Origin of the sequence: Vibrio fortis (genome assembly GCF_024347475.1) — a bacterium.
GTDB lineage: Bacteria > Pseudomonadota > Gammaproteobacteria > Enterobacterales > Vibrionaceae > Vibrio > Vibrio fortis.
Genome location: NZ_AP025487.1, coordinates 2,550,291 through 2,577,264 on the forward strand (window position 1 = coordinate 2,550,291; position 26,974 = coordinate 2,577,264).

The following is a 26,974-nucleotide window of genomic DNA, read 5'->3' on the forward strand; positions in this document are numbered from 1 at the left end:
TTAATCGACCAGATTGCCCATCAACGTTCAATGCCTTAACTACTCCGCCCATAATTAAAATAGCTAAGGAGTCGCTATGGATAGCTTCATTAAAAATCTACCAAAAGTTGAGCTACACCTACATATAGAGGGCACGCTAGAGCCAGAGCTGATGTTTGAGTTAGCAAAAAGAAACAACATCGACATCCCTTTCGATACCCCAGAGCAAGTGCGCCAAGCGTATCAGTTTCATAATCTACAATCGTTTCTCGACATCTATTACCAAGGTGCCAATGTTCTTATTCATGAACAGGATTTCTATGACCTAACTTGGGCTTATTTACTCAAGTGCCAACAAGACAATGTGATTCATACCGAGATCTTTTTTGACCCACAAACACACACAGAGCGAGGGATTGAGTTTGAAACAGTCATCACAGGTATCACTCGTGCTCTCAAACAAGCCGATCAAGAACTCGGGATAAGTAGCCAAGTAATCATGTGTTTCTTACGCCACCTTGATGAAGAGAGCGCCTTTGAAACACTCAATCGCGCCCTCCCCTACAAAGAACACATAATTGGCGTCGGACTCGACTCTTCCGAACTGGGTCACCCACCTGAAAAATTTCAACGCGTGTTTCAAGAAGCTCTTAACCACGGCTTTCTAAGTGTGGCTCATGCTGGTGAAGAAGGGCCTGCTCAGAATATTCGAGGCGCGATAGAAGTATTAGGTGTCACCCGAATAGATCATGGCGTGCGCTGCAGTGAAGACCCAGAACTCGTGTCAGAGCTTGCCGCTCGTCGCATGCCGTTAACGGTTTGTCCGCTGTCGAACACCAAGCTCAAAGTCTTTGAAACCATGCAACAACACAACATCATCGAATTGCTGAGAAAAGGACTGTGCGTGACCATAAATTCGGATGACCCCGCCTATTTTGGTGGCTATATGAATGATAACTTCTTAGCCGTTGCACATGCTCATGATGTCACAGAACAAGAGATCGCACAGTTGAGTATCAACGCCATTGAAGCAAGTTTCATCTCCCCTCACGCCAAGGAAGATATGATCACCCAAGTTCGACACTATCTTGCTAATCATTAAACTCGGATAACAGGGGTAAACGAAAAAAGGAAGCGCGCGGCTTCCTTTTTCAATCTTTAGATACTGATAACGAATGCTTTAACCTGGGTGGCCATCGACTCTCGGCGTCAATAGCATCATACCGAACTTAAGTACGTACATACCGAATGCCAATACCCACAACCCAGCGCTAATGTTAATGATAGGCATCATATAAGCTGGGAAGAAACTGACTCCGACGCTTCGCAGTATTGCCGCTAGGATTAACGCAGCAAATGCTAACGCCATATTCGGACCTTTATAGATAGCACGCCCTGTGTGACCCATAGTAACACGAGCAATCATCGCCAAGATCAAACCACTTAGGCCGCCAATCGCAAACAGGTGGATCATGTTGTGTCCGGCAAAAGGGCTGTCCAGCAAGCCACGTAGTAACAAACTCAATGGAATACACAAATATGCGGCATGCAGTGACCAGACCAACGGCTCAGATAATGTCGCCCAAGGCTTCCAACGTATCACACGCACCAATTGCACAAGACCAGCAAACAACATCAAAGGCTTACCCACTTCAACAAAGGTCAATGGGAAGAAGCTTAAAACAAACAATCCAACTAACGGCAGGTTTGCCAACCACTCTAGCCATAGCAAAGGCTGTGGCTTATCAAAATTAAAACGACGTGCAGTGAAGAATGGAATCACTCTTCCCCCCATCACCGACAACAATAAGGTGAACCACCACAACATCGCATGCCAAACCGCTGAAGAAGGAAATGGAGGCATACCTTTAATGGTTGCGTAGCTAGCAAAGTTAGCGACGATCGCCAGAATAAACAGCGGAACGAAGAATAGATTTTTCCATCCTTTTGCATGCACAACTCGAAAACCGATCTCGTAAGCTGCAAACGCCAAAAACAGTGCTTCAATCGATGAGATTAACCACAACGGTGCCGGTGTCCAAAACAGAATCCGAGGCGCGAGCCATAAACCAACCAAAGCAGCGAGACGATAATGCTTAGTACCATTGACGCCCGTCCACGTCTGCACAGCGGTTAAAACAAACCCCACGACAATCGCCATCGAAAAACCAAATAACATTTCATGGACGTGCCACCATAAGGCAGGGACTTGCAAAGCCTCTGGCTGGCCGTTTTGGAACATGTATACCCAAAGAACAATCGCGAGTACCGCATAGATGCTACCGAGGAAGAAGAAGGGTCTAAAGCCCAGGCGTAAATAAGCGGGAATCGCATCCTCGACACTTTTGTCTGTGATATTTAACAAAGTCGCTCCTAGATTAATAAGCGTGTCGCCTAAGCGAATTCAAACAGGCTTGGCGATAGTTTCACATATAACTAGGTTAATGCATGAAACATTCCAACATTATAAACCGCTGTATTTATTGCTTTTAACCCAAATACCCAAGTAATTTAGAGTCATTTTAACACAGCAGTATGAGTCAATTAGACTTACAGGTGTCTTAAAGTTATATGCTGACTTTTATTGGTATCCCTCATATAGTAGGAGAGGCTTTCAACAATAAACAGACAAGGATGGCGATGTATATTTTTGGCTACGGCAGTTTAATTAACTCTTCTTCACGACAACTTACCGGACAGACTGGCAAGGCAATCCCTGCAATCGTTGATGGCTTAGTCAGACATTGGAGTAAAATCGACGACAGCTATGTGCTCTCTCCTTTGATCGTGAATCAAGGGCAGGGACAAGTAAATGGTGTATTACTTGAAGTCGATGAAGTGGCACTCGTTGAGTTTGACCGTCGTGAGCGCGGCTATCACCGCATTGAATTAAACCCTGATCAGATCGAAGCACATCAAGGCTTTGATCCTTCACAAACGATCTGGGTTTACATTAAAGATGAGATTGAAGCACCCTGCAACAATAGTCCGATCGTTCAAACGTATGTCGACACGGTCATCGCAGGCTGTTTGGAGATATCCGAGAGTTTTGCTTCTCACTTTGTCCAGCACACACAAGGTTGGCAACATCCTATGGTTAATGATCGCCACCAGCCTAAATATGGCAACCTCGCGGGTGTATCTGAGCACCACCACAGCATCATTGATGACCTACTTCTAGTGGTGCGCAGCTCATAAATATCTAAACGATGCGAACTCCTGCTGGCATCATACGCTCTGGTGTCAGCAGGACACTTTCAGACTCATCATCCGTTTCAGCACACAGCAGCATGCATTCCGATGTATGACCACGCATCTTGGCCTTTGCCAGGTTACACAGCACCACCACTTGCTTACCCATCAACTCTTCTTCTGTGTAGTAAGGCACTAAGCTCGTGACTGTCTGTAGGGTTTTCTCACCGACATCGATCTGAACAATGTAGAGTTTGTCTGCATTTTCATGACGAGCAACCTCAATGATCTTACCCACACGCATCTCTAACTTAGCAAAATCACCGTACGCAATCGTATCCATATCTACTCCCTTATTATTGATTAAATTAACTTTTACTTAATTTTAGTAAAGTGTAAACATTTACACTAGCACTAAAGCTAATAATTACAAGCGGTAAAGATCTCAATATTGGAAGTAAAAGATAAGTTTGATTGCCATAGTATCAGTGACGGTGTTAAATAGGAGCGGTACTGAGTAGAGGTAAAAAATGGCAACAATAAAAGATGTGGCAAAGGAAGCCGGTGTATCTGTCGCAACGGTATCCCGTGTAATTAACAAGTCCCCTAAGGCAAGCGCAAGCTCAATTGAGTCTGTCACGCAAGCCATGAAAAAGCTGGGCTACCGCCCTAACGCCAATGCTCGTGCATTAGTCAGTCAAAGTACCAATACCGTGGGTGTTTTGGTTGGTGATATCTCAGACCCTTTCTTCGGGACACTGGTTAAATCGGTCGATAATGTGGCGCGTGAAAACGGCAAACATATTCTCGTCGGTAATGGCTCGCACGACCGTGAAGAAGAGAAGCAAGCTATAGAGCTCTTAATCAACAACCGCTGCGAGTCTTTAGTGATTCACTCTAAAGGCCTTACCGATGAAGAACTCATCGCGTATGCAAAAGAAGTAAAAGGCTTGGTGGTCATTAATCGTTACATCGAAGAGATTGGTGAGCGCTGTATCTTCCTCGATAACCAAAAAGGCGCTTACCTAGCGACCGAATATCTAATCCGTCATGGTCACCGCAATATCGCCTGCATCGCTTCGTCAATCAACATTGAAGATGCCGACGAACGTGTTCAAGGCTACCGAGCAGCACTGCGTGATTACGACATCGAGCTGCCAGATAGCTATATCGAAAGCTCACAACCGAGCAGTGAAGGTGGCGAATACGCCATGACTAACTTGCTTACCAAATCGCTACCCATTACAGGTATAGTCGCTTATAACGACTACATGGCCGCCGGTGCCCTATCCGTGTTAGACGAAAATGGCATTCAAGCACCCGATCAAATGTCGATTGTCGGCTTTGATGACGGCTTGATCGCTCGCTATGTCTCACCAAAGCTGACCACCATTCGTTATCCAATTCAGATCATGGCAGAGAAGGCGACACGTCTTGCACTACAACTTGCCAAACAGGAAGTTACCAGCTCAGAAACAATGAGATTCTCTCCGACTCTGGTTCGCCGAAATTCTGTATCAAAAGTCAGCTAGAATCTCTGCTAGCTACTGATAAGAACAGCTGCGTTACTTAAAACACTCTATCCACAGCACTCTGCCAATAGACAAAAAAAAAGCCCTAGCGAAAAACGTTCGCTAGGGCTTTGTTACCATACTCTCACTAATGTATTTTAGTCATTCCCTCGTCAGTAATCTCCCCATAACGAGGTTCACCACACCCTTTGAGCTGAGTGGCTCAGTCTGAACAATCCCCCGAAAATTCAAACTGATAGCAAGTTTGGTAGCGATACTCTTGTTCAGGTCTAAGAATACAGCTCTCTTGCTTCCACTCTGGATGGTTTGGCGAGTCTGGTAAAAACTGAGTTTCCAACGCGACACCTGCGTAATCTTGATAGCTTGTACCGGAACGATTTGGCGTTCCTGCCAACCAGTTCCCAGTATAAAGCTGCATCGCAGGCTTGGTCGTAAACACTTTTAAAGTGACAAGTGCGTCAGGCGAAGTCACCGTCGCGGCACATTTACCCGCTCGACACTCTTCCGCTAACAGAAATGAATGGTCATAACCTTTGGCATTTTTCTGCTGCTCATCGCCCATCAAACGCTCTGAGATCATCGTAGGCCGATTGAAATCAAAGCTGGTCGATTTCACCGATTTAAGCCCACTCAACGGAATGCCCGATTTATCAGTCGGTAAATACTGAGACGCATTAATGCTGACGATATGCGACAAGCAATCTTGCTCTAACTCTGCTCCCAGCAAGTTGAAGTAGGCATGGTTGGTTAGGTTAACCACGGTCTCTTTATCGGTTGTGGCAAAGTAGTCGATGGATACTCGGTTATCTTCTGTCAGTTGATAACGCACCGATACCTTAAGGGTACCCGGGAATCCTTGGTCACCATCTTGAGAAGTTAATTCATAAGTCACCGAGCTTTCGGTTTGCTCTTGAGTAGTCCAACGGCGCTTATCAAAACCGTTAGGACCACCATGCAGAGTGTTCCCTGCCTGATTGACATCGACCTTATGGTTAACACCATCAATCTTGAAACGCCCCTTTGCAATGCGATTAGCGTAGCGGCCGACTGTGGTTCCCATATAACTGGCTTGCTTATTGAAGTTTTCCATTGAGTTTACGCCCAATAGCACTTCTCTCTTATTCCCTTTTACTGGCAGGATACAGCTCAACCATGTCGCGCCAATATCCATCAGTGTCACTTCCATGCCTTGTTGGTTGGTTAATGTCACCAACTGAGCAGATTGCCCATCATAGGCTGCCGTTTGAGTCATTGACTGATGCAAACTTTGCGCTTGTGTCATCCTATATTCCTTCCTAGTGCCAGCAAAAAGCCTCTACAAAAGTGCAAAGGCTTTACTATTTGGCCTACCATGATCTTTTTACTTCAGCAGACCTATAATCAAAGGGTTAGATTACTTCAACTATGCCCGCTCCGTCTTTCGCTTGGCACACATAAATGGATTCTTTTAGACCTGTAGCTGCTTGATATTTCTGCTCTACCGTCGCTTTGATTTCGTCAACCAGTGTTGGTGGCACTATGGCTACAATACAGCCACCAAAGCCGCCGCCCGTCATACGCACGCCACCTTCATCGCCAATCACCTCTTTAACCATTTCAACCAACACGTCGATCTCATTAACGGTGATTTCAAAATCATCACGCATTGAAGCATGGGATTCCGCCATCAGTTCGCCCATGCGTTTCATGTCATGATTACGCAATGCAACGGCCGCTTCCTCTGTGCGATCGTTCTCAGTAATCACGTGACGAGCACGCTTAGCCACCATCTCATCCAGCTCATCCACTTTTGCATTGAACTGCTCAATCGTGACATCACGAAGTGCAGGCACACCAAAGATGCGTGCAGCTTCTTCACACTGCTCACGACGAGTGTTGTATTCACTGTCGACCAAGCCACGTTTCTTGTTAGAGTTGATGATCACCACTGCCATATCTTCTGGCATTGAAACGGGTGTCGTTTCTAGACTACGGCAGTCCAAAAGCATTGCGTGATTGGCTTGGCCTTCCGCAGAAATCATTTGATCCATGATGCCGCAGTTACAGCCAACAAATTCGTTTTCAGCTTGTTGACCGTTTAGTGCGATTTCAGCTTGGCTGATCTCCAAGTTGTAAAGCACCTTGAAGGTTTGACCAATCACCACCTCTAAAGCTGCTGAAGAACTTAATCCCGCACCTTGAGGCACATTACCGGTTACCGAAATATCGGCACCATTGAACTCATAGCCACGCGCTTTCAGACACTTCACCACACCACGAATGTAGTTCGCCCACATTTTGTCTTGTTGAAAGGTGATCTCTTGGGTTAAGTCGAACTCATCCACTGCATCACCATAGTCAACCGATACCACTCGCACGATGTTGTCTTCACGTTTCGCTGCCGCCACCACTGTTTGGTAGTTAATGGCACACGGTAGGACAAAACCATCATTGTAATCGGTGTGTTCACCTATCAGGTTTACACGGCCTGGCGCTTGGATGATATGAGTCGGAGCGTAATTGAGTACCGCATTGAAAGACGCTTTTGCATTTTGGATTAGATCAGACATAAGGAGACTCTCTGGTTAAACTTTTATTCAATTGATTGTGGCCCCTTATCGGCACCACTTTAATTCTGTTCGATTCCCTATCACGTTCATCTCTCCCGGCTGGGAATGACAACATCAGCTTCTTAGCTTTTAGACTCCTAGAAACTTCACGTCTTAGGCGTCTCATCTGTCGTCATTCCAGAACCGAGGGACGAGGTATCAGGAATCTCGCTTGTTACGCACGAAGCAGGGTATTACTGCTCTTTGTAATGCACGTCACTCAAGTCACGTAGACGCTGTGCCGCTTGCTCTGCCGTGAGGTCGCGTTGCGATTCTGCTAGCATTTCGTAGCCCACCATGAACTTGCGCACCGATGCGCTACGCAGTAGTGGTGGGTAGAACAGCGCATGCAGTTGCCAATGGTCGATGTCAGTACCCTCTTCGAAGAATGGCGCATAGTGCCAGCCCATTGAATATGGGAATGAACATTGGAACAGGTTGTCGTAGCGACTTGTTAGTTTCTTAATCGCAACCGCCAAATCATCACGTTGCTCGTCGGTCAGTTCACTCATACGACGGATGTGTGTTTTTGGTAGCAACATGGTTTCGAACGGCCAAGCGGCCCAGTAAGGCACAACGGCAATCCAGTGCTCGGTTTCAACTACCGTGCGTGAGCCGTCTTTCATTTCTGCTTCTACGTAATCCACCAACAGGTTTGAACCTTGTTGTTCAAAGTACTCTTTTAGCAGTTTTTCTTTACGTTCAATCTCGTTTGGCAGAAAGCTGTTCGCCCAGATTTGGCCATGTGGGTGAGGCTGAGAACACCCCATGGTCTCACCTTTATTCTCAAACGCTTGAACCCAAACGTATTCCTGACCAAGCTCTTCAATCTGCTCATTCCAGGTATCAATCACACCACGGATCTTATTGACCGGTAGCTCTGGCAATGTTTTGCTGTGATCAGGCGAGAAACAGATCACGCGGCTCAACCCGCGAACACCTTGAGTCTTAAATAGAGGGTTTTCAGACTCTGGAGCATCAGGTGAATCAGGCATCAACGCCGCGAAATCATTACTAAAAACATAAGTCCCGTCGTAGTCTGGGTTTTCATCTCCAGAGATGCGCGTATTGGTTGGACACAAGAAACACTCTTTGTCGTACGCTGGTAGTTGCTCGGTTGATGGCTTCTCATCTTGACCACTCCAAGGGCGCTTCGCTCGGTGTGGTGATACTAAAATCCACTGACCCGTTAGTGGGTTATAACGACGGTGCGGGTGGTCTACTGGGTTAAATTCAACTTTTGACATACTTACATTGCTCTTAATTTTTTGTGTCTTGGTCAATGAACCAAGATGAATAATTCTGCTTTGGGGAGATTCCCTATCACGCTCGTCCCTCGCTGTAGGGAATGACGTGTGATCTCGTTGTACTATTTGTGCAAAGGCAACTGCTTCATGCCTTGTGCTCATCCGTCATTCCAGAATCGAGGCTCGAGATATCTGGAATCTCTCTTTTCTCACGAACCTAAAATATTCTTAGTAGCCATTTGGATTATTCGACTGCCAATTCCAAGTATCCGCCGTCATTTCATCAACGCTGCGTGTCGCCTTCCAACCTAAGTCTCGCTCTGCTTTTTCAGTACTTGCCCAGCACTCGGCAATATCACCTGGGCGGCGTGGACAAATCTCATACGGGACGGGCTTACCCGATGCCTTAGCAAAGGCTTCAACCATCTCTAGAACACTTGAACCTTTGCCTGTACCTAGGTTGTAGACATGCAGGCCTGCTTTCTCGCCGACCGCTTTTAATGCCGCGACATGACCATCAGCTAAATCCATTACATGGATGTAATCACGAACGCCAGTACCATCAGGAGTTGGGTAATCGTTACCAAATACAGCTAACTTCTCACGGCGACCGACGGCAACTTGCGCGATGAATGGCATCAAGTTGTTAGGAATACCTTGCGGATCTTCCCCCATGGTGCCTGATGGATGTGCACCAACTGGGTTGAAGTAACGAAGCAGAGTGATGCTCCAATCGTTTTCTGCGTTAAACAGGTCGCTTAAACACTCTTCAACCATGTACTTGCTGCGACCATAAGGGTTCGTGGTTGCGCCTGTCGGCGAATCTTCAGTAATTGGCACAACCTCAGGATCACCATAAACCGTCGCTGAAGAGCTAAACACAATGCTTTTAACACCCGCTTTTTTCATACAGCGAGCCAGTACCAAAGAGCCGTTCACATTGTTGTCGTAGTATTCCAAAGGTTTCGCGACCGATTCACCCACCGCTTTTAAACCAGCAAAATGAATCACTGCTTGAATGTTGTTTTCTGCAAATACGCTATCAAGGAAAGATTCGTCGCGAATGTCGCCAAGGTAAAAGGTTGGGCGCTGACCAGTGAGTGCTTCGATTCTCTCAAGCACCAATTCTTTGCTGTTACACAAGTTATCAACGATGATCGGCTCCATACCAGCCTGCATCATTTGAATGCAAGTATGACTTCCGATATACCCCATGCCGCCTGTAACCAGTACTTTCACAATCAACCTCTCTCTTAGTCTTGATGACACTCGTGGGAAATATCTCAACCCAATAGCGCCGCGTTAATTAAATACTAGCAGCCAATTTGGAACTAATTCTGTGATCAAAACCACGAAGTGTAAACGTTTACACAAAGTTTCACAGATAACTCATGACGCAGATGGTTGGTACAATCAATGTGTAGCAAGCTAATTCATTGAATTTAAATAAGATAATTATGAATAGTGAAATTTGCGATATGCACTAAGAGTTCTGAAGTTATTTTACTAAAAGTTAATGCAATGACTTCCAGTTTCATTACAATAGACTTTGCAGAATTAGAGAGGTGCACTGGTTTTTTAGCTCATACATGTTTGGAGCAACCCAGTGTTCCAAAAACAGGAAGTGAGTATGGCAACGTTAAAAGATATCGCAACCGAAGCAAATGTATCATTGGCGACGGTTTCAAGGGTTCTTAATGAAGACCCAACATTGAGTGTTAAGGAAGAAACCAAAAGGCGTATCTTTGAAATTGCTGAAAAGCTGGAGTACAAAACCAGCAGCTCACGTAAAACGGTGAGCAGTAAAAAACAGGCTCATCACTTTCTTGCTCTCTACAATTACAAGCAAGAAGCCGAAGTGAACGACCCGTACTACCTATCTATTCGCCATGGTATTGAAACCCAGTGCGAGAAAATGGACATAGAGCTAACCAACTGTTATGAAAGTAAAATACAGTCAAACTCTAGTGCCATTACCGGTATTCTTCTGGTAGGTAGAATGTCGCCAGAAATCATCGAGCAAGCAAAAAAGCTCACTGATAACATCTGTTACGTGGACTTCACTGATCATTCAGAGCCATACGACTCCGTTGATATCGACCTAGCTCGAATCAGTAAAGAGATCACAAACTTCTTCATTAACCAGGGCTACGATCGCATCGGTTTTATTGGTGGCCAAGATGATGTGAATACCCCAGATATTCGTGAAGTCGCTTTTGCAGAATACGGCATTCTTAAGAACGTAGTGAGTGAACAGGATATCTATCGTGGAGACTTCTCAAGCTTATCAGGCTATAAGTTAGCGAAGCAGATGCTAGAAAGCGGCGATTATCCGAAAGCGATGTTTATTGCTTCAGATTCCATCGCAATTGGCGTATTACGTGCTATTCATGAGCAGGGATTGAACATTCCAGAAGACATCGCTCTAATCAGTGTAAATGATATCCCTACGGCTAAGTTTACCTTCCCATCTTTATCAACGGTTCGCATTCACTCTGAACTGATGGGAATTCAAGGTGTTAACCTGCTCATAGAGAAAGCTCGTGACGGGCGTACAATCCCATTACGCGTCTATGTACCAAGCAAGTTAAAACTCAGAGACACTACAAAATAATCATTAATTTCATATAGATAGTTAAAGCCACCTCCATATTGAGGTGGTTTTTTTGTATCAAGAGTTCTCCCTCAATCCCCTCATTTGAACACCCACTGTTTCACCACATAACATTCTTTTAAGTCGATCACACAGCACCGTAAAAAGCCCTATAAAAATGTGATGCAGTTAAAGTAAAACGTTTTCACCATTTTCATTTAGTAAAACTTTTACTAATAATTGCCTCAGTCCAAAAAATACTCGTATTCACTACGACCCAATTACGCATAAGAACGTCGGCTAGCATTCAAATAGGCCGAGAGAGAGGCAACGTGAACAACTGGGAAAACTTCCTGAACTTACATGAGAACCGTATGGCACCGCGTGCTTACTTCTTCTCATACGCATCAGAAAAAACCGCTAAAACATTTCAACGTGAACTAAGCAGCCACTTCCAGCTATTAAGTGGCCAATGGAATTTCAGCTACTTCACTAACCCGCTCTTGGTTCCTGAAGAGTTTTACTCTCAAGAGATGAGCGATTGGGGCCATATTACGGTACCAAACATGTGGCAAATGGAAGGCCACGGCGATCTTCAATACACAGATGAAGGTTTCCCATTCCCGATTGATGTACCTTTCGTACCGTCAGACAACCCTACTGGCGCATACCAACGCTCTTTCTTCCTTGGCGAAAGCTGGGATGAGAAACAGACCATCATCAAGTTTGATGGCGTAGAGACCTACTTTGAAGTTTACGTAAACGGTGACTATGTTGGTTTCAGCAAGGGCAGTCGACTCACCGCTGAATTCGATATCTCTAACCACGTTAAGGCGGGTAACAACCTACTTTCTATTCGCGTGATGCAGTGGGCCGACTCTACCTACATTGAAGACCAAGACATGTGGTGGACAGGCGGTATCTTCCGTGATGTTTACCTTGTTGGTAAAGAGCAACTTCATGTTCAAGACCTAACGGTTCGCACGGACTTTGATGATGCTTACCAAAGCGCTACACTTTCATGCAAGGTTGCTCTTGAAAACCTTGCAGCAGCAACCAACGCAACTCTTGAATACGCATTGCTTGATGGCAGCCAAGTTATCTCACAAGGCTCAGTAGATAACTTAACTGTAGACGGCAGTGCAGATACTCAATTCTCTATCGATGTGGTGAACCCAGTTCAATGGAACGCTGAAAATCCATACCTTTACCAACTGTTGCTAACCCTCAAAGACGCTGACGGCAAAGTGCTAGAAGTGATTCCACAACGCGTTGGTTTCCGTGACATCAAAGTTCGCGATGGTCTGTTCTACATCAACAACAAATACGTAATGTTGCACGGTGTAAACCGTCATGACAACGACCACCTAAAAGGTCGCGCAGTTGGCATGGATCGCGTAGAGAAAGACTTGGTGTTGATGAAGCAACACAACATCAACTCAGTGCGTACCGCGCACTATCCGAACGACCCACGCTTCTACGAACTATGTGACATCTACGGCCTATTCGTGATGGGTGAAACCGACGTTGAAACACACGGCTTTGCTAACGTTGGCGACCTAAGCCGTATTACCAACGATCCAGCATGGGAAGCAGTGTTTGTTGAGCGTATTGAACGCCACATTCACGCTCAGAAGAACCACCCTTCTATCATCATGTGGTCGCTAGGTAATGAATCTGGCTACGGTTGTAACATCCGCTCTATGTACGCTGCAGCGAAAGCGATTGATGACACACGTTTAGTTCACTATGAAGAAGACCGTGATGCTGAAGTGGTCGACATCATTTCTACCATGTACTCACGTGCTCAATTGATGAATGCCTTCGGCGAATTCCCACACGAAAAGCCACGCATTATCTGTGAATACGCACACGCTATGGGTAACGGTCCAGGTGGCTTAACCGAATACCAAAACGTGTTCTACAAGCACGATGCAATTCAAGGTCACTACGTTTGGGAATGGTGTGACCACGGTATTCTAGCGCGTGATGAAGCGGGTACCGAGTTCTACAAGTACGGCGGTGACTACGGTGATTACCCGAACAACTACAACTTCTGCATGGACGGTTTGATCTACCCAGACCAAACACCAGGCCCAGGCTTAAAAGAGTACAAGCAGGTTATCGCACCCGTGAAGATCCGTGACTTCAATGCTGAAGACGGCACATTCACCGTTGATAACAAGTTATGGTTCTCAAACATTGATGACTACACAATCACTGCAGAGATTCGCGCAGAAGGCGAAACCATTGCAGTACAACACATCAAGGTTGAAGGACTCTCTGAAAACTCTAGCCGTGAACTGACACTTAACTTGCCACAACTTGATGAGCGCGAAGTGTTTGTGAACTTTACTGTGCGCAAAGATTCTCGCACGCCTTACAGCGAAGCGAACCACGATATCGCGGTATACCAATTCCAAATGAAAGAGAATACGGCGCAGCTAGAAGCATTCACCAACAACAATGCAACGACACTGAATGTAGAAGAGTCTCGTCTTGCTTACCTAATCAAAGGCCATAACTTTGCCCTGAGCTTCTCGAAAGTGAACGGCAAGCTAACGTCATGGTTGGTCAATGGCGAAGAGATGATTAAGTCAGAACCGCGAATCAACTTCTTCAAGCCAATGATCGATAACCATAAGCAAGAGCACGATGGTTACTGGGAGCCTGCCCACCTACAGATTATGCAGGAGCACTTCCGCACGCTGAACGTTGAACAGGTAAATGGCAAGGTAGAGATCACCACCACCAGCATCATTGCTCCACCAGTATTCGATTTCGGTATGCGTTGTGAATACCGCTACCAAGTTAATGCTGAAGGCCAATTGAACGTAGAGCTAAGCGGCGAGCGATACGGTGAGTACCCTCATGTGATTCCAGTAATTGGTTTCGATATGGGCATCAATGGTGACTTCGACCAAGTTCAATACTACGGCCGAGGCCCAGAAGAGAACTACCAAGACAGCAAGCAAGCCAACATGATTGATGTTTACCAATCAACCGTTGCAGACATGTTCGAGAACTACCCGTTCCCACAAAACAACGGCAACCGCCAACATGTTCGTTGGGCTGCACTTTCAAGCCGTGCGGGTAATGGTATTGCAGTAAAACCACAGCAAGAGATCAACTTCAGCGCATGGTTCTACACCAATCAAAACCTGCACCAAGCACAACACACCATTGAGCTAGAGAAAAGCGGTTACATCACGTTGAACCTAGATCACCAAGTGATGGGCTTGGGCTCTAACTCTTGGGGCAGCGAAGTACTCGACTCTTACCGCGTGTACATGGACGAGTTCCGTTACGGCTTAACTCTGATTCCATTCCAAGCAGGCGATTGCGACGCGCAGCACCTAATCAATCACAACTTTGGCGATGAGTTTTTTACGGCGAATGCACCAAAAACTCAACCACAACAGAACGAGGCATAAGCGATGATCGTTTTAGAGAACTTAGAACAATTTAAAGTCGTCTACCGCGATGGTCGTAAATGGCAACGCTGCGTAGAAGCGATTGAAAATATCGGCAACATCAAAGATGGCGTGATGTATTCAATTGGTGACTCACTGGCTTACATGATTGAAGACGGCGTGGCTCGCAACACAGAAAACTTCACCGGTCATCGTCGCTACTTCGATGTCCACTACTACCTAGAAGGCCGAGAAACAGTTGAGTTCGCAGCGAAATCCGATCTAGAGCAGATCCAAGCTTACAGCGATGAGACCGACCGTGAACACCTAATGGGTAACGGCGAAACGCGTGTGTTATCTGAAGGGCAAGTGGCAATCTTTGATAACAACCAAGCTTACCGTTTCCATGGTGATAACCGAGTTCGCAAAGTGGTGTTGAAAGTGACGATTGAAGACGGTTACTTCCTCAATAAATAAGCAATAACCCTATCTATTCACAAAGTGAGCCTTGCCGTTCAAGGCTCACTGAATAATTAACCCTCTAAGTCGCCAAAAAAGACTTAGAACATAACTACTATAATTACGTGATTCCCGGAGGACACTACTATGTCTGAATCTGTACGCGGAAAGTTAGGCAAATTTGCCCTACTCTCCATGACATTTGCAGCGGTATTTAACGTTCGCAACATCGTAAACAACAACATCGAATTGGGATTAAGTTCTGCCCCTATCTTTTTGCTTGCGACCCTTATCTACTTCATTCCATTCGTGTTCATCATTGCTGAATTTGTTTCAGCGAATAAGAACTCAGAATCGGGCATGTACGACTGGCTGAAAAAGCCACTTGGAACGAAAGCGGCTTACCTAGGCTCATTCCTATACTGGTTCGTTAACCTGTTCTGGTTTGTATCTCTGCTACCAAACGTGATTGCTTACGCGTCTTACGCGATGCTAGGTTACGAATACGCCTTCTCTCCGCTAGTCACTTCAGTGATCTCGATTGTTCTGTTTGCTGCAGCGACACACATCTCGACTAAAGGTGCGAGCTGGCTAGGTAAAATCTCTGAAATCGTGGCTTACGGTGTATTCGCACTGTTCGGAATCTACGTGATCGGTGCTCTAATGGCGCTAGGTGGTGACCACGTACCAGCTGAACCAATCACGCTTCAAGCTATGTCTCCAACCATTAACTGGGCGACGCTAGGCATCATGTGTTGGATCTTCCAAGCAGCAGGTGGCGCTGAAACAGCGGCGGCTTACCTAAACGATGTGAAAGGTGGACATAAGTCTTTCATTAAAGTAATCATCGGTGCAGGTATTGCTATCGGTTCAATGTACGCAATTGGCTCACTGCTAGTAAACGTGTTCGTTGCTCGTGAAGACCTAACGTATGCAGGCGGCATGGTTGAAATCTTCACTGGTATGGCTCAGTTCTTCAATATCTCTGAATCTCTAGTTGGTCGCTTTGTTGGTATCGTTCTGTTCGTCGCGATGTTTGGTTCAATGATGATGTGGACAGCAGCACCAGTAAAAATCCACTTCTCTGAGATTCCTAAAGGTGTTTACGGTGAGAAAACAACAGAGCTAAACGAACATGGTGTTCCAGTTCGTGCAGCATGGTGGCAGTTTGCGTTCGTGTTCGTAATGCTTGTGGTTAACGGCTTCGGCTCTGAATCCGTACAAGACATGATGAACACGGCCATCAACCTAACAGCCGGTACCGCAATGCTACCGCCGATCTTCATCATGGTGGCTTACTTTGTGTTCCGTTTGAAGCACGACGATACACCACGTGATTTCCGTATGGGTACTCGTACTCAAGGTATGGCTGTGGTTTCAGTGTTGATTACTATCTTCGTTGTGAGCATGACAGCGTCAGCCTTCCCAACCGGTGTTGACCTCGTTCAAGCCTTCTTCATCAACGTATTTATGACAGCGGTATTCTCTGGCATTGCATGGTGGTGGATCTCTCGCTTTGAAAAGAAGCAAGCAGGCAAAGAAGCAAAGCTAGAAACAGCTAAGCAGTCGTAATCACCACAAAACACACCAGTTTATAAAAAGCGCCGTCATGGCGCTTTTTTTCATTTAAATCAGATAATTAAACACAGAACCCAAGAATAAAAACGCCATTCCGTCAAGTATCTACCTCTCATAAACAGCCACAAAAACCACAAGTAAAACATTAACTAAATATATTTACCTTGGCTCACATATTTGACTAAATTCAGTTAACTTATTGGCGTCTAAACTTTAATCTTCTTGTTGAAGAGATGACCGTTTCCACACAACAAAAAACGACACAAAGCCCTACAAGCCTTTAATAGTGTCAAGTGTGAAATACCCTTCTCTTCTATCTTCTTCTTTGTTAACAACCGTGTTCACTAAGTAATAAATTTACTTAAATTAACGCAACCACATCGAAGACCGATCGTAAAAATAACAACAATAGTCGCTCTCCCCTCACTTAAGAAAGGGAGTTAGCAAACCAACACAATAATAAAAACACGGTCTAGGTTTTCCTCCCTAGAACCAAGTACTAACGATCATCAACGTGATTCACCGGAGAACATCATGTCCGATAATAAACGCAGTACGATAGGCAAGTTTGCCCTACTGTCTATGACCTTCGCGGCGGTATATAGCTTCAATAACATCATTAATAACAACATCGAAATTGGCCTCTCTTCGGCTCCGATGTTCTTTTTAGCAACCATCTTTTATTTCGTTCCTTTCTGTTTGATCGTCGCCGAGTTCGTATCCCTGAATAAAGATTCAGAAGCAGGTGTTTACTCTTGGGTTAAAAGCTCTCTAGGCGGTCGCTGGGCGTTTATTTCGGCTTACACTTACTGGTTTGTTAACCTATTCTTCTTTACGTCTCTGCTGCCTAGAATCATCGCCTACGCGTCTTACGCGTTCCTAGGTTTCGAGTACATATTCACGCCAATGACCACCGCGATATTGAGCACCATTTTGTTTGCGGTCGCGACGCACATCTCTAACAACGGTGCGAAACTACTAGGCCCAATAACATCATTAACTTCATCACTGATGCTGCTGTTGACCATGTCTTACATTTTGCTGTCAGGCGGTGCGTTAATCGGCGGTATCGAACCAGCTGACCCAATCACCATTGAAGCCATGACACCAAGCTTCAACTGGGCATTCCTAGGCGTCATCACTTGGATCTTCATGGCCGCTGGCGGCGCCGAATCAGTCGCAGTTTACGTAAACGACATCAAGGGTGGTCACAAGTCTTTCGTTAAAGTAATCATCATTGCGGGTATCTTTATTGGTGCGCTGTACTCAGTCGGCTCTATCCTAGCTAACGTATTCGTATCTCGTGAAGAGCTTAAGTTCACTGGTGGTTCAGTACAGGTCTTTGAAGGCTTAGCACTCTACTTCGGCTTACCTGAAATTCTTATGAATCGCTTTGTGGGCATCGTTTCTTTCACTGCAATGTTGGGCTCTCTACTGATGTGGACAGCAACACCGGTTAAGATTTTCTTCTCTGAGATTCCTAAAGGTATCTTTGGTGAGAAGACAGTTGCTCTCAACAAACAAGGCGTACCAGAGCGTGCTGCTTGGGTTCAGTTCTTCATCGTGATTCCGTTGATGTTCATCCCAACGTTGGCATCAGACACAGTACAAGACCTAATGAGCACCATCATCAACATGACAGCCGCCGCTTCTATGCTACCGCCACTGTTCATCATGATCGCGTACCTACACCTACGCCTGAAACTCGATCACCTACCACGTGATTTCCGCATGGGTTCTCGCCCTGTTGGTATCGCTGCGGTGTCGATTCTTATCAGTATCTTTACTGTAGGTTTCTTCGCGTCTACCTTCCCAACCGGTGCCGATATCATGACCATCATCTTCTACAACGTTGGCGGTATCGTGATTTTCTTAGGCTACGCATGGTGGAAATACGGTCAATACGAAAAAAGCTTGTCTGTTGAAGAGAAAAAGCTTGAAGCAAGACCTGAACCTGCCAATGCATAAATCCTGCATATCTGGATAACAGATAGTCAATAAAACTTAGGTTTTTCACCAAAGACACCCACTGACTCATGGGTGTCTTTTTGTTTTTTCTATTTTATTTCTCACTTTGCCATTCATTTAATGAATGTTAACCACCACAAAAATCTAGTGACAAATTCAACTAAAACGCAAAATAAAACAACGGTAAATATTTTACTAAAATAGATCACACTTTTGGGTTAATCGTATTTTAAACAACACATTTATCAGTAATATCAGTCGGGAGAACGCAAGTAACCTGACCACTACGCCTTGAGAGCACCCCATATTAGAAGTCAGAACTGCTTACGACTCTTCATTTACTAACCCGACACAGAAGTGAACAAAATGAAAAGTAGTTTTACTAAAACCACTCTTATTACAAGTTGTATCCTTGCTGCTTTAACGGCGAATGCCCACGCTGACGAAACCGCTGCTAACCACAGCGACACTCAGCCTCCTAAAACAGAAACTGAAACTCTATTTAACTTTTATGGTGAGCTTGGCCTTGGTGGTCATGTAGCGCTGGAAGGTGATGACAAGGGCCGCTACGCAGACGGCACATACATTGAAGCTGGTTTAGCTATCGAGCATGGCAACTGGTTTGGTCTTGCTTACATGGAAGGCTGGACGGTGCAAGCCGATGACGAAGGCAATGCATGGGCAACGGGTCATGGTTGGGGCGGCTTCGAAGGTGGTTTTAACCGCTTCTACGCTGGTTACCGAACCGATGCAAAAACAGAATTTATTGTTGGTCGTATGGACTCATCTCTGGATGACGTTCAATGGTGGGGTGACCCAACGGTAGAGTACGGCTACGCGATCTCAAACACTCGTGACGTGCACGTTGGTGTGAAGATGCAAAACCTAGAAGGCAAGCTGCGCTACAGCGTTTCCTTCGCTCCAGAGTCTGACTTCTCTGAAGACGATGCGCTCATCCATTTTGGTAAATACGACAACTTCGCAGACCAATGGAAAGACAAAAACGCCATGATCAATGGTTATGTCCAGTACGATTTGGCGGACGGTTTTACCCTCATGGGTGGTGGTGAAGTTCGTAATAACGACGGTGGTGAACTTCTGCTATTAGGTGCCCAGTACAAGAACTTTGCAACGCGTATTTGGCACGACACAGACAAAGGCAACCAAGAATCTTTCGGTAGCGAGTCTGGCATTCAAACCAGTGCTTGGTACGAAGCAGCGCAAGGCGTCTACCTATCTGCCGCTTACAACTACGCCAACTTTGATGGAGACAACGGCGAAAAAGAGATCACGTCATACATCAACGCGGGTGTTTGGTACGAATACGGAAACGGTGCATTTGCGACCGCTTTCGATAGCCGCTTTGGCGTAGGCAGCGACACTGAGATCGGTGACGCACAAGTGTTCGCAATGCAATACTTCTACTGGTAACAACAGGAACTCACTATGAAACTGAACAAATCATTCGCAGCTATCGCTATTGGCGCAGCACTTGTTGTTACTGGTTGCGCGTCAAATACTGGCTCTGAAGAGCTTCAAGCAAACCAATTTAAAAACGTTATCGACCGCACTGGTTCACCAGAATACATGCGTGACTACGACTTCGATGACCATCAACGCTTCAACCCATTCTTTGACTTAGGCGCATGGCACGGCCACTTGCTACCAGACACGGCTGAAGGCATGGGTGGCTTCCCAGGAACTGCTCTGCTTACTGAAGAGTACATCAACTTCATGGCTGATAACTTTGACCGCCTAAGCGTGTACAAAGATGGCAAAAAAGTCGAATTCACCATGGAGGCTTATAGCCTGCCGGGCGCATTGATTCAGACGCTAAAATCTGACGATGTGACGGTTGAAATGACAATGCGTTTCGCTTCTAACCGCACTTCTCTGCTGGAAACTAAAATCACCACTGACTCGCCAGTCGAGTTAGTGTGGGACGGTGAACTGCTTGAAAAAACACACGCGAAAGAAGGCGTAGCACAAACCGATAAAACCATTGCCGAGACTTACCCTGACTACAATCGTCAGATCGTTGCAACCGACGATGGCCTAAAGGTCACTTTCGGTAAAGTGCGTTCAACATGGGATCTACTGACTTCAGGCGAATCTGAGTACCAAGTTCATAAGTCGATTCCAACCCAAACCAAGGTCGATGGCCTAGCATTTACTTCAACGGCAAGCATTGAAGAATCAACCACTATCTACACCACATACTCGCACGTGTTAACTGCAGAAGAAGCGAAAGCGGAACAGCCTGAGATCAAAAAGATCATGGCAAACCCTACCGACTTCTTAGCTGCATCTGAAGCGCGTTGGGAAGGTTACCTAGAGATGGGCCTGACCAACCCGAATGCGACGCCAGAGCAAGAGCGTGTTGCAGTAAAAGCGATGGAAACCCTAAATGGTAACTGGCGTGGCGCAGCCGGTGCGATGGAGTTTGACTCTGTGACACCATCGGTAACCGCGCGCTGGTTCTCAGGCAACCAAACATGGCCGTGGGATACATGGAAACAAGCTTACGCAATGGCGCACTTCAACCCAGACGTAGCGAAAGACAACATCCGCGCAATGTTTGCCTACCAAATTCAAGCTGACGACCCTGTTCGCCCTTGGGATGAAGGTTACGTGCCAGATCTATTGGCTTACAACCTAAGCCCTGAGCGTGGCGGTGACGGTGGTAACTGGAATGAACGTAACACTAAGCCAAGCCTAGCAGCATGGGCGGTAATGGAAGTTTACAAGACCACCAGCGACGAAGCTTGGTTAGAAGAGATGTATCCAAAACTAGTGGCATACCACGATTGGTGGCTACGTAACCGCGATAACAACGGCAATGGCGTTCCTGAGTACGGCGCAGCGCGTGATAAAGCACACAACACCCCTGAAGGCGAAATGTACTTCACTGTGGTTCGTGGTGACAAACACGAAACCGTTATCGGCCAAGCAACACTGGATAAGGTGGTTGCAGAAGGCAACTATGACTACATCGAAAGCCCAGCTCAAACCGCGGCGTCTTGGGAGTCAGGTCGTGACGATGCGGCAGCCTTTGGTTTCATCGATAAAGACCAGCTAGACGCATACGTGGCCAGCGGCGGTAAACGCAGTGATTGGGATGTTGAATTCGCCCAAAACCGCGCGGAAGACGGCACCTTGTTAGGCTACTCACTGCTACAAGAATCCGTTGACCAAGCAAGCTACATGTACAGCGATAACAAGTACCTAGCGGAAATGGCTGACATTCTGGGCAAAGAAGCGGAAGCGAAAGAGTTCCGTGAAAAGGCTGAGCACCTATCGAACTACATCAACACCTGTATGTTCGATGAAGGCACCAACTTCTACTACGACATTCGTATTGAAGATAAACCTTTAGCTAATGGCTGTGCGGGTAAACCGATTGTAGAACGTGGCAAAGGCCCTGAAGGTTGGTCGCCACTGTTCAATGGCGCAGCAACCCAAGCACACGCAGACGCGGTGGTCTCTGTGATGAAAGATACCTCAGAGTTCAACACTTACGTACCACTTGGCACGGCTGCGCTATCTAGCCCAGCATTTGGCCCAGATATTTACTGGCGTGGACGCGTGTGGGTAGATCAGTTCTACTTCGGTCTGAAAGGTATGGACAGCTACGGCTACCGTGATGATGCAATTGAAATGGCAGGCGCCTTCTTCGACCACGCTGATGGCTTGGTACAAGACGGCCCTATCCGTGAGAACTACAACCCATTAAACGGTGAGCAGCAAGGTGCGCCAAACTTCTCTTGGAGTGCGGCTCACTTGTACATGCTTTACAACGATTTCTTTACGGACGAAAAGTAAACCAAAATCGATACCTGTCTCCTGGAACGCAATGAAAAGATAACCTCATAAATTTCAGGCTTTGGCACTCAGTTTTCTGCTGAGTGCCTTTTTTCTATTTAAGACAACACCTGTGAATGAAGGAGCTATCAGAGTATTTGGCCTACCATGATCCTTTTACTTTCCTAGCAAGCTATCAGCACTTTAGGTACACAGAAATCGAACCTGATAACGATAATGTTCTTGCGTCAACTTGAACTCATCATGGACACTCGGCGTCCATGAATCATCACCACCCACTCCCATATGAAAGCCATCCACATAAACAAATAACTGATCTTGTTCGATGAGGTCACAGGTATGCTTCGCTTTCTGTAACTGCTGTTGCCCAAAGCGACTGACTGAGAACTGGAAATCGCCTTGCAATGCAAATCCACCGATAACGGCTTCACGCACATCACAACGCAATCCACTATCCGACGGAAAGATGTAAGGGGTGTGCATCTGCTCAACACTTTGCTGATAGCGACCAATATGAGCCGAGCTTTTTCTGTCTGGGTAGTTTTCATGCGGACCACAACCAAACCAAGCGACACTATTCGGCGTCTCTTTTAGCGAGAAGGTTAAACCAACACGTGGCAGCGATGGTAAACCTTTAGCGGCCTGAACGTGCACATCAACAATCACTTCGCCATCAGAATAGAATTGATACTGCCAAGTCGACAACAGACGAACCTGTCCATCGACAAGATGCGCGATTTTCGACGTAACCAAGGCTTTGTTTTGATTCGTGAAGTATGAGAAATCAATGCACTCTGGCGTCAGAGAATCAAGCCCCGCCGCCTGCCATCGAGCTATCCAAGAGTTGGGGTCAACGCGATTAGCTTCGCTGACACCTATATCGTTATCCAATGGCGCTCGATAGAAGTGATCGCGAATACCACAGGCAAGTTGCTCAACGCCCTCTTTCAACCAACTTTCTACCGTACCCGTTAGACGGTCAAACTCAACACGATACTGGGTACCGACAATTGCAAGCCGCTCATCGCTCTCGACAATCAGCGGTGGATGTTCTGAAGCATTAGCATCTAACACCAATTGCGACAATGCAGGTAGAGAGAGTTGTTCAGTAGCGGTAACGTGTCCTTTACTTGCCCATTTGGTGTCTTGGCTTAATCTGACTTCCAAATTGAGGTGGTTAAGTGCGTTCGCTTTTTGAGGAAGTACAGTGCCATCTAGCTCTATTTGTAGAGTCGAGTCTGGCTCTAACAATAACTCAATACTGCCTTGGCTCTGTACCTCACCGTCTTGAGTAATGTTCCAATTTAAGATTTCATTTTGACTGGCATGGAATAGATGTTCACTGCACACCTCAATCACTAAAGGAGACGCAGAAACTAGCGTAAACTGATAAAACTGCTGCGCTTTTTTCACTTCATGTAGAGTGGGATGAATCGTTCGATCAGGAAAAACCAGACCATTGATACAGAATTGACGGTCATTGATATCATCACCAAAGTCACCTCCGTACCCCCAATAAGACTGACCATTTTTATCCTGCTTGGTGATCCCCTGATCAACCCAATCCCAAATAAAGCCACCTTGTAGCCTTGGATTATCTCTAAAGGCTTGCCAGTATTTGTCGAAGCTGCCCAAGCTATTGCCCATTGCATGTGCGTATTCACACAAAATCAAAGGACGCTGTTCATTGGGCAGTGCTATCGCTTTTCGAATTCCTACACGCGGTGTTACCTCTGGTTGATGAGCGACAACAGGTAAATCCCAATCCACCCTGGCATACATCGGACAGAGAATATCGGTGGCGGCGGTATCCGCACCTCCCCCTTCATATTGAACGGGACGAGTTGGGTCTGTTAGCTTCACCCATTGGTACATCGCGTGATGATTGCGCCCAATCCCCGATTCATTCCCCAATGACCAAACAATAATGCTAGGGTGGTTTTTATCGCGCTCGACCAAGCGAGTAATGCGTCGCATATAGGCGTTAAGCCAAGAGGCATCGTCTGATAAACGGCACATAGGTACTTGCCCATGTGTTTCTATATTCGCTTCATCAACCAAATACAGCCCGTATTCATCACACAGTTCATACCAAAGTGGATGGTTAGGATAATGAGCCGTTCGCACAGCATTGAAGTTGTTCTGCTTGATGAGTTTGATGTCTTGAATCATCCCCTCACGAGTCATGGTATGACCAAGTTCAGGATGATGTTCATGTCGATTAACCCCGCGAATCAACAAAGGCTTCCCATTAACCTTAAGCAATCCATCGGTGATCTCAACACTACGAAAACCCACATCGTATGCCTCACAGTCAAGTAACTCGCCCTGTTCATTCTCCAACGAGATAACACAACGATAGAGATATGGAGACTCGGCGCTCCATTTATGTGGGTCGATGATTAAATTTTGGCTATGAGCCAGCTCCTGCCAAGGGCCTTTTTCATCCACATATCTTTGACCAAAATCGACAATATCAGGTTCAATCACTGGCTGACCTTGCGCGTCATGCAGCGTCACTTTTATCTGATGAGCACCGCTACTCCCGTCAGCTTGTTTTGATATTTTGACATCCACATTAAGCTGCGCATTACGATAAGAACCATCTAATTGGGTTTCAATTTTGACATCTTCGATTGCTGTCTTTGGCTTGGTTAGCAAGGTGACATCGCGGAATATGCCGCTCAACCACCACATATCTTGATCTTCGAGGTACGAGCCGTCTGACCAACGCAACACCATCACCGCTAGCGAGTTATCACCCGTTTTGACAAACGCCGATAAATCAAACTCGGCAGGCAAGCGGCTATCCTGTGAGTAACCCACCCACTTACCGTTACACCACAAATGAAAAGCTGAGTTGACGCCATCAAATACAATTCGGTGGGTGTTTGTCAGTTCTTGATCTGTACATTGAAAGGATGTTCTATACAGTCCAGTCGGATTATCGCTAGGTACAAATGGAGGCTTATCTGCAAACGGGTACTTCACGTTAGTGTAAATGGGCTTATCAAATCCCTGCATCTGCCAATTGCTCGGCACCTCAATTTGACACCACATTTCATCATCAAAATGCTCTCCAATCATGGCTTCACTAACCAACTCTGGCGCATCAAATAGCTGAAATTTCCACACGCCATTTAAAGATGTGGTATTCGATGCGGTTCGCGTTAGTGCGCCCTCTTTTGAGGTGTACGCCCTCAAAGGTGCATGTGCTTCGAGGACGTTGTGGTGAGTGATGTGTTGATTTTCCCACTCACGAGCTGAGAGGATTTGAGAGAAGCTTCTCATTAACTGTTCCTTGCGATATACCGTTCAGAGTGAAGAAAGCCGCAGCGACAATCGCTACGGCTTGGGCTTAATTACTTAAAGGCGCGTTTGCTGACCTTATCCAGTTTCTTCAAGATCTTATCAATACGCTCAGGGTGAACCATAAACTCTTGGAAGCCTTTCATCCCCTCTTTAGCCATCGCAGGGTTGGTATCTCGGTCGTAGAACTGTGCTGTACCATCGCTCGCCGCCAACATAGCAACACCTTTGTCTAGGAACGGATCTGACTTGGCTTTCGCTTTGTTATTCGTTGGGATTTGCAACAGCATCTCATTGATAAGCTGCTGGTTTTCAGCACGAGCAACAAACTCTAAGAATTTACGAGCATCAGCCTTGTTTTTGGCTTTCGATGGAATATGTAATGTATCCATTGGCGCATCTTCGGCCATTGGCACGCTTGGGTCGATAACTGGAAATTGGAAGAAGTCCATTTTGCCATCGAGCTCTGCTGGGAAGTTTGGCGTAATGAAGTTACCCATTAAGTACATCGCTGCCTTACCGTTGTATAGGAAAGGTTGCGCTTCTTGCCAAGAGTAAGATGCGTGGTTATCTAAGAAGTAACCTGGTTCAACCAATTCAGCCCAGTTGGCGAACGTTTTCTTCACTCGCTCATCGCTGTAAGGCACTTTTCCATCCATCAATTGGATATGGAAATCCAAGCCATTGGTACGCATGTTGATGTAATCAAACCAACCAGCTGCCGTCCAAAGATACTTAGTCCCTATGGTAAATGGCGTCACGCCGTTTTCTTTTAGCGTTGCTGACGCCGACTTTAGCTCTTCCCACGTTTTTGGCTCAGCAATACCATACTGCTCAAAGATGTCTTTTCGGTAGTAGATACCCCATTGATAATACGTGTAAGGCACACCATATTGCTTACCCTGTACCGTCATCGCAGGCGCAGCGGCTGCGAAGTCTTGTTTCATGTTGTTGTCAGCCCAAATATCGCTGACATCTTCAAACAAGCCACGATCAACGAACGCCTTCATACGGTTACCAGCATACCAAAACACTACATCCGGCGGTGACGTCACCAACCAGTTACGAATCGTGGTTTTATATGACTCATGGTCGTACAGGTTGTACTTAACCGTGATATCAGGGTTCTCTTTTTCAAAGCGACTGATGATCTCACTCCAAGCCTCTTTTGGTGCAGGGTCTGAGGCGTCTGAGTTGATGACCAAGGTTCCTGCGAACGCTGTAGTCGAGACGGAGGCAGCAAGCACTGCAGTTGCAGCGATATGTTTCACGTATTTCATATGTAGGTCCTTGT

Annotated in this window: 18 protein-coding genes; 10 read left to right on the top strand and 8 right to left on the bottom strand. The window is 46.1% G+C overall.

From position 1 onward, the window contains the following. The first annotated feature begins 76 nt into the window (after positions 1 to 76). A complete protein-coding gene (locus OCV50_RS11130) occupies positions 77 to 1,081 on the top strand; it encodes an adenosine deaminase (protein WP_261903067.1) in 1,005 nt (334 codons plus the stop codon). 78 nt (positions 1,082 to 1,159) lie between these two features. On the opposite strand, the gene OCV50_RS11135 is transcribed toward OCV50_RS11130, so the two are convergent. After that, positions 1,160 to 2,344, bottom strand: a complete 1,185-nt coding sequence (locus tag OCV50_RS11135; protein WP_261903068.1) for an NnrS family protein — start codon at positions 2,342 to 2,344, stop codon at positions 1,160 to 1,162. A 275-nt stretch (positions 2,345 to 2,619) separates the two neighbouring features. Between OCV50_RS11135 and OCV50_RS11140 the strand changes: the two genes are divergently transcribed. Continuing rightward, positions 2,620 to 3,177: a gamma-glutamylcyclotransferase family protein gene (locus OCV50_RS11140; protein ID WP_239841099.1), complete on the top strand. Its 558-nt coding sequence runs from the start codon at positions 2,620 to 2,622 to the stop codon at positions 3,175 to 3,177. Between the two features lie 4 nt (positions 3,178 to 3,181). Here the strand turns inward: OCV50_RS11140 and OCV50_RS11145 are convergent, their stop codons facing one another. Then, complete coding sequence (locus OCV50_RS11145; protein WP_239841100.1) at positions 3,182 to 3,514, bottom strand: tRNA-binding protein; 333 nt, start codon at positions 3,512 to 3,514, stop codon at positions 3,182 to 3,184. A 187-nt stretch (positions 3,515 to 3,701) separates the two neighbouring features. Here OCV50_RS11145 and OCV50_RS11150 point away from each other — a divergent pair, with 187 nt between their 5' ends. Next, positions 3,702 to 4,703, top strand: coding sequence for a substrate-binding domain-containing protein (locus OCV50_RS11150; RefSeq protein ID WP_261903069.1), 1,002 nt, complete (start codon positions 3,702 to 3,704; stop codon positions 4,701 to 4,703). Positions 4,704 to 4,905: 202 nt separating this feature from the next. Here the strand turns inward: OCV50_RS11150 and galM are convergent, their stop codons facing one another. From galM to galE, 4 genes are all read right to left on the bottom strand, one after another. Further along, the gene (galM, locus tag OCV50_RS11155; RefSeq protein ID WP_261903070.1) at positions 4,906 to 5,985 is read right to left on the bottom strand and encodes a galactose-1-epimerase; all 1,080 of its coding nucleotides are present in this window, start codon (positions 5,983 to 5,985) and stop codon (positions 4,906 to 4,908) included. 106 nt (positions 5,986 to 6,091) lie between these two features. Beyond that, positions 6,092 to 7,252: a galactokinase gene (gene galK / locus OCV50_RS11160; RefSeq protein ID WP_261903071.1), complete on the bottom strand. Its 1,161-nt coding sequence runs from the start codon at positions 7,250 to 7,252 to the stop codon at positions 6,092 to 6,094. A 233-nt stretch (positions 7,253 to 7,485) separates the two neighbouring features. Further along, a complete protein-coding gene (locus tag OCV50_RS11165) occupies positions 7,486 to 8,538 on the bottom strand; it encodes a UDP-glucose--hexose-1-phosphate uridylyltransferase (protein WP_261903072.1) in 1,053 nt (350 codons plus the stop codon). 228 nt (positions 8,539 to 8,766) lie between these two features. Next, positions 8,767 to 9,777, bottom strand: coding sequence for a UDP-glucose 4-epimerase GalE (gene galE, locus OCV50_RS11170; protein ID WP_261903073.1), 1,011 nt, complete (start codon positions 9,775 to 9,777; stop codon positions 8,767 to 8,769). Positions 9,778 to 10,168: 391 nt separating this feature from the next. Here galE and ebgR point away from each other — a divergent pair, with 391 nt between their 5' ends. The 7 genes from ebgR (at position 10,169) to ygjK (ending at position 22,371) form a co-directional block, all read left to right on the top strand. Beyond that, on the top strand, positions 10,169 to 11,152 hold the full coding sequence (gene ebgR / locus OCV50_RS11175) for a transcriptional regulator EbgR (protein ID WP_261903074.1): 984 nt from the start codon (positions 10,169 to 10,171) through the stop codon (positions 11,150 to 11,152). Positions 11,153 to 11,463: 311 nt separating this feature from the next. After that, the gene (gene ebgA, locus OCV50_RS11180; RefSeq protein WP_261903075.1) at positions 11,464 to 14,565 is read left to right on the top strand and encodes a beta-galactosidase subunit alpha; all 3,102 of its coding nucleotides are present in this window, start codon (positions 11,464 to 11,466) and stop codon (positions 14,563 to 14,565) included. 3 nt (positions 14,566 to 14,568) lie between these two features. Beyond that, positions 14,569 to 15,021, top strand: coding sequence for a beta-galactosidase subunit beta (locus OCV50_RS11185; protein WP_261903076.1), 453 nt, complete (start codon positions 14,569 to 14,571; stop codon positions 15,019 to 15,021). Between the two features lie 129 nt (positions 15,022 to 15,150). Beyond that, positions 15,151 to 16,575: an amino acid permease gene (locus OCV50_RS11190; RefSeq protein WP_239841109.1), complete on the top strand. Its 1,425-nt coding sequence runs from the start codon at positions 15,151 to 15,153 to the stop codon at positions 16,573 to 16,575. Between the two features lie 540 nt (positions 16,576 to 17,115). Next, positions 17,116 to 18,549 carry an amino acid permease gene (locus OCV50_RS11195; protein WP_261903077.1) on the top strand — a complete coding sequence of 478 codons (1,434 nt, stop codon included), beginning with the start codon at positions 17,116 to 17,118 and terminating at the stop codon, positions 18,547 to 18,549. A 366-nt stretch (positions 18,550 to 18,915) separates the two neighbouring features. After that, the gene (ygjJ, locus tag OCV50_RS11200; RefSeq protein WP_261903078.1) at positions 18,916 to 19,980 is read left to right on the top strand and encodes a protein YgjJ; all 1,065 of its coding nucleotides are present in this window, start codon (positions 18,916 to 18,918) and stop codon (positions 19,978 to 19,980) included. Positions 19,981 to 19,995: 15 nt separating this feature from the next. Next, on the top strand, positions 19,996 to 22,371 hold the full coding sequence (gene ygjK, locus OCV50_RS11205) for an alpha-glucosidase (protein WP_261903079.1): 2,376 nt from the start codon (positions 19,996 to 19,998) through the stop codon (positions 22,369 to 22,371). A gap of 183 nt (positions 22,372 to 22,554) precedes the next feature. On the opposite strand, the gene OCV50_RS11210 is transcribed toward ygjK, so the two are convergent. Together OCV50_RS11210 and OCV50_RS11215 are read right to left on the bottom strand one after the other, a co-directional pair. After that, the gene (locus tag OCV50_RS11210) at positions 22,555 to 25,662 is read right to left on the bottom strand and encodes a beta-galactosidase (protein WP_261903080.1); all 3,108 of its coding nucleotides are present in this window, start codon (positions 25,660 to 25,662) and stop codon (positions 22,555 to 22,557) included. A gap of 71 nt (positions 25,663 to 25,733) precedes the next feature. Then, on the bottom strand, positions 25,734 to 26,960 hold the full coding sequence (locus OCV50_RS11215) for an ABC transporter substrate-binding protein (RefSeq protein WP_150869181.1): 1,227 nt from the start codon (positions 26,958 to 26,960) through the stop codon (positions 25,734 to 25,736). Positions 26,961 to 26,974 lie beyond the last annotated feature (14 nt).

Bases quoted from the DNA above. Each gene is read 5' to 3' on its own strand.
- OCV50_RS11145 (WP_239841100.1), bottom strand. From the start codon at position 3,514: ATGGATACGATTGCGTACGGTGATTTTGCTAAGTTAGAGATGCGTGTG.
- OCV50_RS11215 (WP_150869181.1), bottom strand. From the start codon at position 26,960: ATGAAATACGTGAAACATATCGCTGCAACTGCAGTGCTTGCTGCCTCC.
- OCV50_RS11210 (WP_261903080.1), bottom strand. From the start codon at position 25,662: ATGAGAAGCTTCTCTCAAATCCTCTCAGCTCGTGAGTGGGAAAATCAA.
- OCV50_RS11185 (WP_261903076.1), top strand. From the start codon at position 14,569: ATGATCGTTTTAGAGAACTTAGAACAATTTAAAGTCGTCTACCGCGAT.
- galK (WP_261903071.1), bottom strand. From the start codon at position 7,252: ATGTCTGATCTAATCCAAAATGCAAAAGCGTCTTTCAATGCGGTACTC.
- OCV50_RS11195 (WP_261903077.1), top strand. From the start codon at position 17,116: ATGTCCGATAATAAACGCAGTACGATAGGCAAGTTTGCCCTACTGTCT.
- OCV50_RS11150 (WP_261903069.1), top strand. From the start codon at position 3,702: ATGGCAACAATAAAAGATGTGGCAAAGGAAGCCGGTGTATCTGTCGCA.
- ygjK (WP_261903079.1), top strand. From the start codon at position 19,996: ATGAAACTGAACAAATCATTCGCAGCTATCGCTATTGGCGCAGCACTT.
- OCV50_RS11140 (WP_239841099.1), top strand. From the start codon at position 2,620: ATGTATATTTTTGGCTACGGCAGTTTAATTAACTCTTCTTCACGACAA.
- galM (WP_261903070.1), bottom strand. From the start codon at position 5,985: ATGACACAAGCGCAAAGTTTGCATCAGTCAATGACTCAAACGGCAGCC.
- ygjJ (WP_261903078.1), top strand. From the start codon at position 18,916: ATGAAAAGTAGTTTTACTAAAACCACTCTTATTACAAGTTGTATCCTT.
- OCV50_RS11165 (WP_261903072.1), bottom strand. From the start codon at position 8,538: ATGTCAAAAGTTGAATTTAACCCAGTAGACCACCCGCACCGTCGTTAT.
- ebgR (WP_261903074.1), top strand. From the start codon at position 10,169: ATGGCAACGTTAAAAGATATCGCAACCGAAGCAAATGTATCATTGGCG.
- OCV50_RS11190 (WP_239841109.1), top strand. From the start codon at position 15,151: ATGTCTGAATCTGTACGCGGAAAGTTAGGCAAATTTGCCCTACTCTCC.
- OCV50_RS11130 (WP_261903067.1), top strand. From the start codon at position 77: ATGGATAGCTTCATTAAAAATCTACCAAAAGTTGAGCTACACCTACAT.